We start from the raw sequence: 13,156 nt of genomic DNA on the forward strand, positions 1-13,156 counted from the left end.
GCAGCCGCTAGTCTTAACGATCGTGCCCGGGTCATCCTGGGCCGTCATGCGTGCCCCTCGTCGAACCGGGTCTGCGCGCGTGGCACGGGACTCCTGCCGACAGTCTGGAAGATTACGGCTTCGGTACGCCCGTGCGCACGCGACACACCCGACCGCGGGGGTCAGGCAAGCAACAGCAGAGAGATAGCCGGACGACAGAAAGAGACCTACGCGGTGCCCACCATTCAGCAGCTGGTCCGCAAGGGCCGCCAGGACAAGGTGTCCAAGAACAAGACGCCCGCCCTGAAGGGTTCCCCTCAGCGTCGCGGTGTGTGCACGCGCGTCTACACGACTACGCCGAAGAAGCCGAACTCGGCACTTCGGAAGGTCGCGCGTGTCCGCCTGACCAGCGGCATCGAGGTCACCGCGTACATCCCCGGCGTCGGCCACAACCTGCAGGAGCACTCGATCGTGCTCGTCCGCGGCGGTCGTGTGAAGGACCTGCCCGGTGTCCGGTACAAGATCATCCGCGGTTCGCTCGACACCCAGGGTGTGAAGAACCGCAAGCAGGCCCGCAGCCACTACGGCGCGAAGAAGGAGAAGAGCTAATGCCGCGCAAGGGCCCCGCCCCGAAGCGCCCGGTCATCATCGACCCGGTCTACAGTTCGCCGCTCGTCACCCAGTTGATCTCCAAGATCCTGGTCGACGGCAAGAAGCAGATCGCGCAGAGCATCGTCTACAACGCGCTCGAGGGCACCCGCACCAAGACCGGCACGGACCCGGTGATCACGCTGAAGCGTGCGCTGGACAACGTGAAGCCGAGCATCGAGGTGAAGAGCCGTCGCGTCGGTGGCGCCACCTACCAGGTGCCGATCGAGGTCAAGCCCGGTCGCTCGACCACGCTCGCCCTGCGCTGGCTGACGTCGTACTCCCGTGCGCGTCGCGAGAAGACCATGTCCGAGCGCCTGATGAACGAGATCCTGGATGCCTCCAACGGCCTGGGAGCCTCGGTGAAGCGCCGCGAGGACACGCACAAGATGGCCGAAGCCAACAAGGCTTTCGCCCACTACCGCTGGTGATCCGGGGTCCGATCCGGACTCCAGCGCTCACCCCTTTGACGCAGTACAGAATCGAGAGGTAGACCACCGAGGTGGCCGTACAAATCACCACCGACCTGGCCAAGGTCCGCAACATCGGGATCATGGCTCACATCGACGCCGGCAAGACGACGACGACCGAGCGGATCCTCTTCTACACCGGTATCACCTACAAGATCGGTGAGGTCCACGACGGCGCCGCCACGATGGACTGGATGGAGCAGGAGCAGGAGCGCGGCATCACGATCACGTCCGCCGCGACGACCTGCACCTGGAAAGACCACACCATCAACATCATCGACACCCCGGGCCACGTCGACTTCACCGTCGAGGTGGAGCGCTCGCTGCGCGTCCTCGACGGTGCCGTCGCGGTGTTCGACGGTGTCGCCGGCGTGGAGCCGCAGTCGGAGACCGTATGGCGCCAGGCGGACCGGTACGGCGTACCGCGGATCTGCTTCGTGAACAAGCTGGACCGGACCGGCGCGGAGTTCATGCGCTGCGTCGACATGATCGTCGACCGGCTGGCCGCGGTGCCGCTGGTGCTGCAGCTGCCGATCGGTGCGGAGTCGGACTTCATCGGCGTCGTCGACCTGATCGGGATGCGCGCGCTGACCTGGCGCGGCGAGACCACGATGGGTGAGGACTACACCGTCGAGGAGATCCCGGCCAGCCACACCGAGATCGCCGCCGAGTGGCGCGACAAGCTGATCGAGACGCTGGCCGAGGCCGACGACGAGATCATGGAGATGTACCTGGAGGGCGACGAGCCGAGCCAGGAGCAGATCGTTGCGGCCATCCGGCGGGCGACCATCGCCAGCAAGCTCACCCCGGTCCTGACCGGTACGGCGTTCAAGAACAAGGGCGTCCAGCCGCTGCTCGACGCGATCAACGCGTTCCTGCCGAGCCCGCTCGACGTTCCGGCCATCGAGGGCCACGACGTCAAGGACAGCGACAAGGTCGTCCTGCGCAAGCCGGACGACAGCGAGCCGTTCTCGGCGCTGGCGTTCAAGATCGCGGCCGATCCGCACCTGGGCAAGCTGACCTTCATCCGGGTCTACTCCGGCAAGCTGGAGACCGGCACCCAGGTCCTGAACCCCACCAAGGGGCGCAAGGAGCGGATCGGCAAGATCTACCGCATGCACGCGAACAAGCGTGAGGAGATCGCGTCGATCGGCGCCGGCCACATCGTCGCCGTGATGGGTCTGAAGGACACCACCACCGGTGAGACGCTGGCCGACCCGGCCAAGCCCGTCGTACTGGAGTCGATGCAGTTCCCGGCCCCGGTCATCTCGGTCGCCATCGAGCCCAAGTCGAAGGGCGACCAGGAGAAGCTGGGCGTCGCGATCCAGCGGCTCGCCGAGGAGGACCCGACCTTCCAGGTCCGGACCGACGAGGACACCGGCCAGACCATCATCGCCGGTATGGGCGAGCTGCACCTCGAGGTGCTGGTCGACCGGATGAAGCGCGAGTTCCGGGTCGAGGCCAACGTCGGCAAGCCGCAGGTTGCCTACCGCGAGACCATCAAGAAGAAGGTCGAGAAGGTCGACTACACGCACAAGAAGCAGACCGGCGGTTCGGGTCAGTTCGCGCGCGTGATCATCGACATCGAGCCGACCAGCGTCGAGGCCGGTGGTGAGGGCGGGTACGAGTTCGTCAACGCCGTCACCGGTGGCCGCATCCCCCGGGAGTACATCCCGTCGGTGGACGAGGGCGCCCAGGAGGCGATGGAGTTCGGCGTACTGGCCGGCTACCCGATGGTGGATGTCAAGGTGACGCTGCGAGACGGCGCCTACCACGACGTCGACTCCTCCGAGCTCGCGTTCAAGATCGCCGGTTCGATGGCCTTCAAGGATGCCGCCCGCAGGGCGACCCCGGTCATCCTGGAGCCGATGTTCGCGGTCGAGGTCACCACCCCCGAGGACTACATGGGTGAAGTGATCGGCGACCTCAACTCACGCCGCGGCCAGATCCAGTCGATGGACGAGGGCCCCGGTGGCAGCCGGGCCATCAAGGCCCTGGTGCCGTTGTCCGAGATGTTCGGGTATGTCGGTGACCTGCGGTCCAAGACCCAGGGCCGCGCGTCGTACTCGATGCAGTTCGATTCCTACGCCGAGGTTCCGAAGAACGTGGCGGAAGAGATCATCAAGAAGGCCCGGGGCGAGTAGTCTCTCGCATCCGGACCAACCACCCACAGCGCGTCGGCGTACGGCGTAGTCAACATTTACTAGGAGGGCCCCAGTGGCGAAGGCGAAGTTCGAGCGGACTAAGCCGCACGTCAACATCGGCACCATCGGTCACATCGACCACGGTAAGACCACTCTTACCGCGGCGATCACCAAGGTGCTGCACGACAAGTACCCGACCCTCAACGAGGCGTCGGCCTTCGACCAGATCGACAAGGCGCCCGAAGAGCGTCAGCGCGGTATCACCATCTCGATCGCGCACGTCGAGTACCAGACCGAGGCCCGGCACTACGCCCACGTTGACTGCCCGGGTCACGCGGACTACATCAAGAACATGATCACCGGTGCGGCTCAGATGGACGGCGCGATCCTGGTCGTCGCCGCCACCGACGGCCCGATGCCGCAGACGCGTGAGCACGTGCTGCTCGCCCGCCAGGTCGGCGTGCCGGCCATGGTCGTGGCGCTGAACAAGTGCGACATGGTCGACGACGAGGAGATCCTGGAGCTCGTCGAGCTCGAGGTCCGCGAGCTGCTCTCGGAGCAGGAGTTCGACGGCGACAACGCCCCGGTCATCAAGGTCGCGGCGCACCCGGCACTGCAGGGTGACGCGAAGTGGGGCGAGTCGATCCTCGAGCTGATGGACGCGGTCGACTCCTACATCCCGCAGCCGGTCCGCGAGGTCGACAAGCCGTTCCTGATGCCGGTAGAGGACGTCTTCACCATCACCGGTCGCGGCACGGTCATCACCGGCCGGATCGAGCGCGGTATCGTCAAGATCAACGAGACCGTCGACATCGTCGGCATCCGTCCGGAGAAGCAGACCACCACGGTCACCGGCATCGAGATGTTCCGCAAGCTGCTGGACGAGGGTCAGGCCGGTGAGAACGTCGGTCTGCTGCTGCGTGGCACCAAGCGCGAGGACGTCGAGCGCGGCATGGTCGTCATCAAGCCGGGCACCACGACCCCGCACACCAACTTCGACGCGTCGGTCTACATCCTGTCGAAGGAGGAGGGCGGCCGTCACACGCCGTTCTTCCAGAACTACCGCCCGCAGTTCTACTTCCGCACCACGGACGTCACCGGCGTCGTCACGCTGCCCGAGGGCACCGAGATGGTCATGCCGGGCGACAACACCGACATGTCGGTCGAGCTGATCCAGCCGATCGCCATGGAAGAGGGCCTGAAGTTCGCGATCCGTGAAGGTGGCCGCACCGTCGGCGCCGGCCGGGTCACCAAGATCATCAAGTGATCTCACGAGGTCCGCGAGGGCTCGCACGCTGAGCCCCCGCGGACCTCTGCTTTGCGCCCGATCCGGCGCTCAGGTGGGACCGGATCAGGCGTGAGGCCACCCGATTGGCGTTCCGGCGCCGATCTCTGGCACAATGTTCAGGTTGCTCAGGCGAGGCCGCCGGGGCGCGCCCCAGACCATGTCTGGCGGGTGCGCCGGACCGGAGACCATGCCGAGGTTCCGGTCCGAGACCGGGCCCCGATCACCAATCCAGGTCGATGAAGCGGTGAGTCACGCGCGTGCCGCGCACGCGACACACCCGACCGCGGGGGTCGGAGCAACGCAACGAAGACGATAGAGAAGGACGAAGCGAAGCGATGGCGGGACAAAAGATCCGCATCCGGCTGAAGGCCTACGACCACGAGGTCATCGACAGCTCGGCGCGCAAGATTGTCGACACGGTGACGCGTACTGGTGCGAAGGTTGCTGGCCCGGTGCCGTTGCCGACGGAAAAGAACGTGTTCTGCGTCATCCGCTCGCCGCACAAGTACAAGGACAGCCGCGAGCACTTCGAGATGCGCACCCACAAGCGGCTCATCGACATCATCGACCCCACGCCGAAGACCGTCGACTCGCTGATGCGGCTCGACCTGCCGGCCGGTGTCGACATCGAGATCAAGCTCTGAGGGACGCGAACAACCAATGAGCATTTCCAAGAACACGCGCGGTCTGCTGGGCACCAAGCTCGGCATGACCCAGACCTGGGACGAGAACAACCGTGTCGTCCCCGTCACCGTGATCCAGGCCGGCCCCTGCGTCGTGACCGAGGTTCGCACCTCGGACAGCCACGGGTACGACGGTGTCCAGATCGCCTTCGGCGACATCGACCCCCGCAAGGTGACCAAGCCGATGCGCGGTCACTTCGACAAGGCCGGCGTGACGCCGCGGCGCCACCTGCTGGAGCTGCGCACCGCCGACGCCAGCGAGTACACGCTGGGCCAGGAGATCAAGGCCGAGGCCTTCGAGGCCGGTGAGCGGGTCGACGTTTCCGCGACCAGCAAGGGCAAGGGCTTCGCCGGTGTGATGAAGCGGCACGGCTTCCACGGCCTGCGCGCCACCCACGGTGTGCACAAGAAGCACCGCTCGCCGGGCTCCATCGGTGGCTGCGCCACCCCCGGCCGCGTCTTCAAGGGCCTGCGGATGGCGGGCCGGATGGGCGCCGAGCAGATCACCACGCAGAACATCAGCGTGCACGCGATCGACACCGAGCGCGGCCTGATCCTGCTCAAGGGTGCCGTTCCCGGCCCCAAGGGCGGCCTCGTGCTGATCCGCAACGCCGCGAAGGGAGCTGCCAAGTGAGCACGGTCGACGTCGTCGTCGTGAAGGGCGACAAGGTCAGCAAGAAGGGCTCCGCCGAGCTTCCGGCCGAGCTGTTCGACGTCCAGGTCAACATCCCGCTGATCCACCAGGTCGTGGTGGCCCAGCTGGCCGCGGCCCGTCAGGGCACGGCGAAGGCCAAGAGCCGGGGCGAGGTGTCCGGCGGTGGCGCCAAGCCGTACCGCCAGAAGGGCACCGGTCGCGCCCGCCAGGGCTCGACCCGCGCGCCGCAGTTCACCGGTGGTGGCGTCGTCCACGGCCCGGTGCCGCGCGACTACAGCCAGCGGACCCCGAAGAAGATGATCGCCGCCGCGCTCCGCGGTGCGCTGTCCGACCGGGCCCGCGACGGCCGCGTGCACGTCGTGGAGAAGTTCGTCGACGGCGATAAGCCGTCGACGAAGGCCGCGCTGAACGTGCTGGCCGAGACCGCCGAGCCGGGCAAGCTCCTGGTCGTGGTCGAGCGTGCCGACGAGCTCACCTGGCTGAGCCTGCGCAACGTGCAGCACGTGCACCTGATCGCCGCCGACCAGCTGAACGCGTACGACGTTCTGGTCAGCGACGCGGTCGTGTTCACCCAGCCCGCGCTGGAGGCCTTCGTGGCCGGTGCGCCGAAGGGCAAGTCCGTCAAGGCCGTCGCCACGTCGACTGAGGCCGAGGAGGTAGAGGCATGAGCCACGGAGTCAACAAGGACCCCCGCGACGTGCTGCTCCGGCCGGTCGTGAGCGAGAAGAGCTACGGCCTGCTGGACGAGCAGAAGTACACGTTCGAGGTCGACCCGCGGGCCAACAAGACCGAGATCAAGCTCGCGGTCGAGAAGGTCTTCAAGGTCAAGGTCAGCGACGTCAACACCATCAACCGCAAGGGCAAGCGCCGCCGGACGCGTACCGGCTTCGGCAAGCGCCCGGACACCAAGCGGGCGATCGTGACCCTCAAGGGTGACGACCGCATCGACATCTTCGGAGGCCAGTCGTAATGGGAATCCGCAAGTACAAGCCGACGACGCCGGGCCGCCGTGGCTCGAGCGTGGCCGACTTCGTCGAGCTCACCCGTTCGACCCCCGAGAAGTCGCTGCTGCGTCCGCTGCCCAAGAAGGGCGGCCGGAACAACACCGGCAAGATCACCACCCGGCACCACGGTGGCGGTCACAAGCGGGCGTACCGGCTGATCGACTTCAAGCGGTACGACAAGGACGGCGTGCCGGCCAAGGTCGCCGAGATCGAGTACGACCCGAACCGCACCGCGCGGATCGCGCTGCTGCACTACGTCGACGGCGAGAAGCGCTACATCCTCGCCCCGTCGAACCTGAAGCAGGGCACGATCGTCGAGAACGGCCCGGCCGCCGACATCAAGATCGGCAACAACCTGCCGCTCCGCAACATCCCGGTCGGCTCCACGGTGCACGCCGTCGAGCTGCGCCCGGGCGGCGGCGCGAAGATGGGCCGCTCGGCCGGTGCCAGCATCCAGCTGGTCGCGAAGGAAGGCCGGATGGCCACCCTGCGGATGCCGTCGGGCGAGGTCCGGATGGTCGACGTGCGCTGCCGCGCCACCCTCGGTGAGGTCGGCAACGGCGAGCAGTCCAACATCAACTGGGGCAAGGCGGGCCGGATGCGCTGGAAGGGCAAGCGCCCGACCGTCCGCGGTGTCGCGATGAACCCGGTCGACCACCCGCACGGTGGTGGTGAGGGCAAGACCTCGGGTGGTCGCCACCCGGTGTCCCCGTGGGGTCAGCCTGAGGGCCGCACCCGCACCCGCAAGGAAAGCGACCGCATGATCGTCCGGCGCCGCAAGGCCGGCAAGAAGCGCTGATAGGAGCCGGCCAGAATGCCACGCAGCCTCAAGAAGGGCCCGTTCGTCGACCACCACCTGGCCAAGAAGGTGGAGGTGCAGAACGAGAAGGGCACCAAGAACGTCATCAAGACCTGGTCCCGCCGATCGATGATCGTGCCGGACATGATCGGCCACACGATTGCGGTGCACGACGGCCGCAAGCACGTGCCGGTGTTCGTGACGGACGCGATGGTCGGGCACAAGCTCGGCGAGTTCGCCCCGACCCGGACGTTCAAGGGTCACGAGAAGGACGACCGGAAGTCACGGCGTCGCTGACCGCGTGTCAGTGACGAAGCGATAGCAACCTACGGAGAGATTCGAACATCATGAGCGTTCAAGAGCGTAGGGCCGTCAGTGCCCGTCGCGAGAGCCTGCTGGGCGACGAGCCCGGGGCCTTCGCGGTCGCGCGCTTCGTCCGCGTGACGCCGATGAAGGCGCGCCGCGTGGGCGACCTGGTGCGCGGTCTGGGCGTCGACGACGCACTCGCCACTCTGAAGTTCGCCCCGCAGGCCGCTGCCGCGACCGTGTACAAGGTCGTCGACAGCGCCGCGGCGAACGCCGAGGGCACCGAGCACCTGAGCCGGGCCGACCTGGTCGTGGCGAAGGTCCTGGTGGACGAGGGTCCGACGCTGAAGCGTCACCGCCCGCGTGCCCAGGGCCGGGCCACCCGGATCGACAAGCGGACCAGCCACATCACCGTCGTGGTCGCGCCGCGGGTCGAGGACGAGCCGGTCGAGAAGAACCCGGCTCCGGCGAAGAAGTCCGCCAAGAAGGCGGACACGGCCAAGAAGGCGCCGGCGAAGAAGGCCGCGGCCGACCAGGCCGAGGCCGCCGAGAAGCCGGCCAAGAAGGCGACCGCCAAGAAGTCGGCCGCCAAGAAGGCCACCGCTGAGAAGAAGGAGTCCTGACTGTGGGACAGAAGGTAAACCCGCACGGGTTCCGTCTCGGCATCAGCACCGACCACAAGAGCCGCTGGTACGCCGACAAGCTGTACAAGGACTACGTGGGCGAGGACGTCAAGATCCGCCGCCTGCTGAGCAAGGGCATGGAGCGCGCCGGCATCTCCCGCGTGGAGATCGAGCGCACCCGTGACCGGGTCCGGGTCGACATCCACACCGCCCGTCCGGGCATCGTCATCGGTCGCCGTGGCGCCGAGGCGGACCGGATCCGGGGCAGCCTGGAGGAGCTCACCGGCAAGCAGGTGCAGCTGAACATCCTCGAGGTGAAGAACGCCGAGGTCGACGCCCAGCTGGTCGCGCAGGGCGTGGCCGAGCAGCTGTCCGGCCGCGTGGCGTTCCGCCGCGCGATGCGCAAGGCGATGCAGACCACCATGCGTGGCGGCGCCCTGGGCATCCGGATCCAGTGCTCAGGCCGGCTCGGTGGCGCGGAGATGTCGCGTTCCGAGTTCTACCGCGAGGGCCGGGTGCCGCTGCACACGCTCCGCGCGGACATCGACTACGGCTTCTACGAGGCCCGCACGACCTTCGGCCGGATCGGCGTGAAGGTCTGGATCTACAAGGGCGACGTCGCCGGCACCCGCGCCGAGCGCGAGGCGCAGGCCGCTGCCCGCGCCGCGACCCAGCAGCGTGGCCGTCCGGCCCGCCGTGACGGTGGCGACCGCGGCGACCGTGGTGGTCGCGGTGGTGACCGTGGCGGTCGTCGTGACGACCGTCGCGACGGCGGCGCCCGGAACGAGGCTCCGAAGGCCGAGGCCGCTCCGGCGGCCGAGAAGCCGGCCGAGACGACCGGAACGGAGAGCTGAACCGTGCTCATCCCCCGCAAGGTCAAGCACCGCAAGCAGCACCACCCGAAGCGCTCCGGCGCGGCCAAGGGCGGTACCACGCTGGCGTTCGGTGACTTCGGCATCCAGGCGCTGGAGAGCCACTACGTCACCAACCGGCAGATCGAGGCCGCTCGTATCGCGATGACCCGGCACATCAAGCGTGGCGGCAAGGTGTGGATCAACATCTACCCCGACCGCCCGCTGACCAAGAAGCCGGCCGAGACCCGGATGGGTTCCGGTAAGGGTTCGCCGGAGTGGTGGATCGCCAACGTGAAGGCCGGCCGCGTGCTGTTCGAGCTGTCCGGCGTGCCGGAGGACATCGCTCGCGAGGCCATGCGCCGCGCGATCCACAAGTTGCCGATGAAGTGCCGCTTCATCTCCCGAGAGGCAGGTGAGAACTGATGGCTACCACCGTGACCGCCGCCGAGCTGCGCAACCTCGGCCGCGACGAGCTGATGTCGAAGCTCGGTGAAGCCAAGGAGGAGCTGTTCAACCTCCGGTTCCAGGCTGCTACGGGTCAGCTGGAGTCCCACGGCCGGCTGCGTGCCGTCCGCAAGGACATCGCCCGCATCTACACGGTGCTGACCGAGCGCGCGCTCGGCATCACCGACGAGGTCGAGGAAACGGTCGAGGCGGCTGACGCCGCCGCGCCCGAGGCCGGGACCGACGAGGCGGACGACAGCGAGAAGGCCGGGAGCAAGGCATGACCGAGAACGCGAAGGACGAGACCGTGAGCACGACCACCAGCGAGGTACGAGGCCGTCGGAAGACCAAAGAGGGCCTGGTGCTGAGCGACAAGATGGACAAGACCGTCACCGTCGAGGTCGAGGACCGGGTCAAGCACAAGCTCTACGGCAAGGTCATCCGGCGCACCAGCAAGCTCAAGGCGCACGACGAGCAGAACGCCGCCGGTATCGGCGACCGCGTCCTCCTGATGGAGACCCGGCCGCTGTCGGCGACCAAGCGCTGGCGCGTCGTCGAGATCCTCGAGAAGGCCAAGTAGTAGTTCCGGTCCCCGACCGGCAACCAATCGAAATCATTCGTTCCGCAAGGCTCACAACTGGTGAGAACCAGCGAGACAACCAGGAGATCAACAGATGATCCAGCAGGAGTCGCGACTGAAGGTCGCCGACAACACGGGTGCCAAGGAGATCTTGTGCATCCGCGTTCTCGGTGGCTCCGGTCGGCGCTACGCCGGTGTCGGTGACACGATCGTCGCCACCGTCAAGGACGCGATCCCCGGCGGTGGTGTGAAGAAGGGTGACGTCGTCAAGGCGGTCGTCGTGCGGACCGTGAAGGAGCGCCGGCGTCCGGACGGCTCCTACATCCGCTTCGACGAGAACGCCGCGGTGATCCTGAAGGCCGACGGCGAGCCCCGGGGCACCCGTATCTTCGGGCCGGTCGGCCGGGAGCTGCGGGAGAAGCGCTTCATGAAGATCATCTCGCTCGCCCCGGAGGTGCTCTGAGATGGCGCAGAGGAAACTGCACGTGAAGAAGGGCGATCAGGTCCGCGTGATCGCCGGTAAGTCCAAGGGCCTCGAGGGCAAGATCATCCAGGTCCTGCCCGACGCCGAGAAGGTCATCGTCGAGGGCGTGAACCGGGTCAAGAAGCACACCAAGGTGCAGCAGGCCCAGCGCGGCGGCACCACCGGTGGCATCGTCACCCAGGAAGCCCCGATCCACGTCTCGAACGTGATGCTTCTGGTCGAGGTCGACAAGGACGGCAAGAAGCAGAAGGTGACCACCCGCGTCGGCTACAACCGCGTCGAGGTGCAGAAGCGGCGCCCCGACGGCTCGACGTACACCGGTTTCCGGAGCGTCCGGATCGCGCGGCGTACCGGCGAGGAGATCTGATGACCACCGCAGTGAGCGAGACCAGGATCCAGCCGCGGCTGAAGACGAAGTACCGCGAGGAGATCGTCGGCAAGCTGCAGGAGCAGTTCCAGTTCGACAACGTCATGCAGGTGCCCGGCCTCACCAAGATCGTGGTGAACATGGGCGTCGGCGAGGCGGCGCGCGACTCGAAGCTGATCGAGGGCGCGGTCAAGGACCTGGCCGCGATCACCGGGCAGAAGCCGCAGGTGACCAAGGCCCGCAAGTCGATCGCGCAGTTCAAGCTGCGCGAGGGGATGCCGATCGGCGCCCACGTGACGCTGCGCGGCGACCGGATGTGGGAGTTCCTGGACCGGCTGCTGGCGCTCGCGCTGCCCCGGATCCGCGACTTCCGCGGCCTGTCCCCGAAGCAGTTCGACGGCACCGGGAACTACACCTTCGGTCTGACCGAGCAGGTGATGTTCCACGAGATCAACCAGGACCGCATCGACCGGGTCCGGGGCATGGACATCACCGTGGTGACCACCGCGAAGAACGACGACGAGGGCCGGGCCCTGCTGCGGCAGCTCGGTTTCCCGTTCAAGGAGAACTGACGTGGCGAAGACAGCACTCAAGGTCAAGCAGGCCCGGAAGCCGAAGTTCGCGGTGCGCGGTTACACCCGCTGCCAGCGCTGCGGCCGGCCGAAGGCGGTCTTCCGCAAGTTCGGCCTGTGCCGGATCTGCCTGCGGGAGATGGCGCACCGGGGCGAGCTGCCCGGCGTGACCAAGTCCAGCTGGTGACCGTCTCCACCTCCGAACTTCTCCCTACTCACCATCTAGTCACCGTAGGTCGCCGGCCGGCGAAACCACGGCGGGAAAGAGGCCCCAGGCCATGACGATGACCGACCCGATCGCAGACATGTTGACGCGTCTGCGGAACGCCAACCAGGCGTACCACGAGTCGACCACGATGCCGTACAGCAAGATCAAGCAGGGCATCGCCGACATTCTCCAGCAGGAGGGTTACATCTCCTCCTACAAGGTCGAGGAGCCCAAGGAGGGCGCCGTCGGCAAGACCCTGGTCGTCGACCTCAAGTTCGGCCCGAGCCGGGAGCGCTCCATCGCGGGTGTTCGCCGGATCAGCAAGCCGGGCCTGCGGGTCTACGCGAAGTCGACCAACCTGCCCAAGGTCCTCGGTGGACTGGGTGTCGCGATCATCTCGACGTCCCAGGGACTGCTGACCGACCGTCAGGCCAAGAACAAGGGCGTCGGCGGGGAAGTCCTCGCCTACGTCTGGTGACGAAGAACCGGAAGGAGGACCACTCTCATGTCTCGCATCGGTAAGCTCCCGATCTCGGTCCCGTCCGGCGTCGACGTCACGATCGACGGCCAGACGGTCACCGTGAAGGGTCCCAAGGGTCAGCTCTCGCACGTCGTGGCTGAGCCCATCGCGGTCAACCGGGACGAGGACGGCACCATCGCGGTGTCCCGCCCCGACGACCAGCGCAAGAGCAAGGAACTGCACGGCCTGTCCCGCACCCTGATCGCCAACCTGGTGACCGGCGTGACGGACGGCTACGAGAAGAAGCTCGAGATCGTCGGCGTCGGGTACCGCGTCCTGTCCAAGGGACCGACCCAGCTGGAGTTCTCGCTCGGGTACAGCCACACGATCACGGTCGACGCCCCCGAGGGCATCACCTTCGTGGTCGAGGCGCCGACCCGCTTCTCGGTGCAGGGCATCGACAAGCAGTCGGTCGGCGAGGTCGCCGCCAACATCCGCAAGCTGCGCAAGCCCGAGCCGTACAAGGGCAAGGGTGTGCGGTACGCGGGCGAGCAGGTGCGCCGCAAGGTCGGAAAGGCTGGTAAGTAA

21 protein-coding genes are annotated in these 13,156 nt (G+C 67.1%); all 21 read left to right on the forward strand.

The genetic code is table 11. The annotated features are described in order from the left end of the window. The first annotated feature begins 213 nt into the window (after positions 1–213). The 21 genes from rpsL to rplF all read left to right on the forward strand — a co-directional run bounded on the left by rpsL (position 214) and on the right by rplF (position 13,156). Positions 214–588 carry a 30S ribosomal protein S12 gene (rpsL, locus tag OG876_RS18440; RefSeq protein WP_328526112.1) on the forward strand — a complete coding sequence of 125 codons (375 nt, stop codon included), beginning with the start codon at positions 214–216 and terminating at the stop codon, positions 586–588. Next, complete coding sequence (rpsG, locus tag OG876_RS18445) at positions 588–1,058, forward strand: 30S ribosomal protein S7 (protein ID WP_130384648.1); 471 nt, start codon at positions 588–590, stop codon at positions 1,056–1,058. Before rpsL ends, rpsG begins: the two co-directional genes overlap by 1 nt. A gap of 122 nt (positions 1,059–1,180) precedes the next feature. Continuing rightward, positions 1,181–3,241, forward strand: a complete 2,061-nt coding sequence (gene fusA, locus OG876_RS18450) for an elongation factor G (RefSeq protein WP_328526927.1) — start codon at positions 1,181–1,183, stop codon at positions 3,239–3,241. A 73-nt stretch (positions 3,242–3,314) separates the two neighbouring features. Beyond that, complete coding sequence (gene tuf, locus OG876_RS18455) at positions 3,315–4,508, forward strand: elongation factor Tu (RefSeq protein ID WP_328526113.1); 1,194 nt, start codon at positions 3,315–3,317, stop codon at positions 4,506–4,508. 356 nt (positions 4,509–4,864) lie between these two features. After that, on the forward strand, positions 4,865–5,173 hold the full coding sequence (rpsJ, locus tag OG876_RS18460; RefSeq protein ID WP_012923688.1) for a 30S ribosomal protein S10: 309 nt from the start codon (positions 4,865–4,867) through the stop codon (positions 5,171–5,173). Between the two features lie 16 nt (positions 5,174–5,189). Then, a complete protein-coding gene (gene rplC, locus OG876_RS18465; RefSeq protein WP_442914139.1) occupies positions 5,190–5,846 on the forward strand; it encodes a 50S ribosomal protein L3 in 657 nt (218 codons plus the stop codon). Beyond that, the gene (gene rplD / locus OG876_RS18470) at positions 5,843–6,535 is read left to right on the forward strand and encodes a 50S ribosomal protein L4 (protein ID WP_328526114.1); all 693 of its coding nucleotides are present in this window, start codon (positions 5,843–5,845) and stop codon (positions 6,533–6,535) included. Before rplC ends, rplD begins: the two co-directional genes overlap by 4 nt. Further along, on the forward strand, positions 6,532–6,837 hold the full coding sequence (rplW, locus tag OG876_RS18475; protein WP_328526115.1) for a 50S ribosomal protein L23: 306 nt from the start codon (positions 6,532–6,534) through the stop codon (positions 6,835–6,837). Before rplD ends, rplW begins: the two co-directional genes overlap by 4 nt. Then, on the forward strand, positions 6,837–7,670 hold the full coding sequence (gene rplB / locus OG876_RS18480) for a 50S ribosomal protein L2 (RefSeq protein WP_328526116.1): 834 nt from the start codon (positions 6,837–6,839) through the stop codon (positions 7,668–7,670). The genes rplW and rplB overlap by 1 nt, the downstream gene beginning before the upstream one ends. A gap of 15 nt (positions 7,671–7,685) precedes the next feature. After that, a complete protein-coding gene (gene rpsS / locus OG876_RS18485; protein WP_130441496.1) occupies positions 7,686–7,967 on the forward strand; it encodes a 30S ribosomal protein S19 in 282 nt (93 codons plus the stop codon). 50 nt (positions 7,968–8,017) lie between these two features. After that, positions 8,018–8,599, forward strand: coding sequence for a 50S ribosomal protein L22 (rplV, locus tag OG876_RS18490; RefSeq protein WP_405069308.1), 582 nt, complete (start codon positions 8,018–8,020; stop codon positions 8,597–8,599). 2 nt (positions 8,600–8,601) lie between these two features. Continuing rightward, the gene (gene rpsC, locus OG876_RS18495) at positions 8,602–9,453 is read left to right on the forward strand and encodes a 30S ribosomal protein S3 (protein WP_328526117.1); all 852 of its coding nucleotides are present in this window, start codon (positions 8,602–8,604) and stop codon (positions 9,451–9,453) included. 3 nt (positions 9,454–9,456) lie between these two features. Beyond that, positions 9,457–9,876 carry a 50S ribosomal protein L16 gene (gene rplP, locus OG876_RS18500; RefSeq protein WP_328526118.1) on the forward strand — a complete coding sequence of 140 codons (420 nt, stop codon included), beginning with the start codon at positions 9,457–9,459 and terminating at the stop codon, positions 9,874–9,876. Beyond that, a complete protein-coding gene (gene rpmC, locus OG876_RS18505; RefSeq protein ID WP_328526119.1) occupies positions 9,876–10,181 on the forward strand; it encodes a 50S ribosomal protein L29 in 306 nt (101 codons plus the stop codon). The genes rplP and rpmC overlap by 1 nt, the downstream gene beginning before the upstream one ends. Before the next feature lie 23 nt (positions 10,182–10,204). Then, a complete protein-coding gene (gene rpsQ, locus OG876_RS18510) occupies positions 10,205–10,477 on the forward strand; it encodes a 30S ribosomal protein S17 (protein ID WP_442914181.1) in 273 nt (90 codons plus the stop codon). Positions 10,478–10,571: 94 nt separating this feature from the next. Next, entirely contained in the window at positions 10,572–10,940 is a 369-nt protein-coding gene (gene rplN, locus OG876_RS18515; protein WP_012923677.1) for a 50S ribosomal protein L14, read from the forward strand. A 1-nt stretch (position 10,941) separates the two neighbouring features. Continuing rightward, complete coding sequence (gene rplX / locus OG876_RS18520) at positions 10,942–11,328, forward strand: 50S ribosomal protein L24 (RefSeq protein ID WP_328526121.1); 387 nt, start codon at positions 10,942–10,944, stop codon at positions 11,326–11,328. Further along, entirely contained in the window at positions 11,328–11,900 is a 573-nt protein-coding gene (gene rplE / locus OG876_RS18525) for a 50S ribosomal protein L5 (RefSeq protein WP_328526122.1), read from the forward strand. Before rplX ends, rplE begins: the two co-directional genes overlap by 1 nt. Before the next feature lies 1 nt (position 11,901). Beyond that, positions 11,902–12,087, forward strand: a complete 186-nt coding sequence (locus OG876_RS18530; RefSeq protein WP_012923674.1) for a type Z 30S ribosomal protein S14 — start codon at positions 11,902–11,904, stop codon at positions 12,085–12,087. Positions 12,088–12,178: 91 nt separating this feature from the next. Then, positions 12,179–12,586 carry a 30S ribosomal protein S8 gene (rpsH, locus tag OG876_RS18535; RefSeq protein ID WP_328526123.1) on the forward strand — a complete coding sequence of 136 codons (408 nt, stop codon included), beginning with the start codon at positions 12,179–12,181 and terminating at the stop codon, positions 12,584–12,586. A 27-nt stretch (positions 12,587–12,613) separates the two neighbouring features. Then, entirely contained in the window at positions 12,614–13,156 is a 543-nt protein-coding gene (rplF, locus tag OG876_RS18540; protein ID WP_328526124.1) for a 50S ribosomal protein L6, read from the forward strand.

Source organism: Kribbella sp. NBC_00359 (assembly GCF_036097425.1).
In the GTDB taxonomy this organism is placed as follows: Bacteria; Actinomycetota; Actinomycetes; order Propionibacteriales; family Kribbellaceae; genus Kribbella.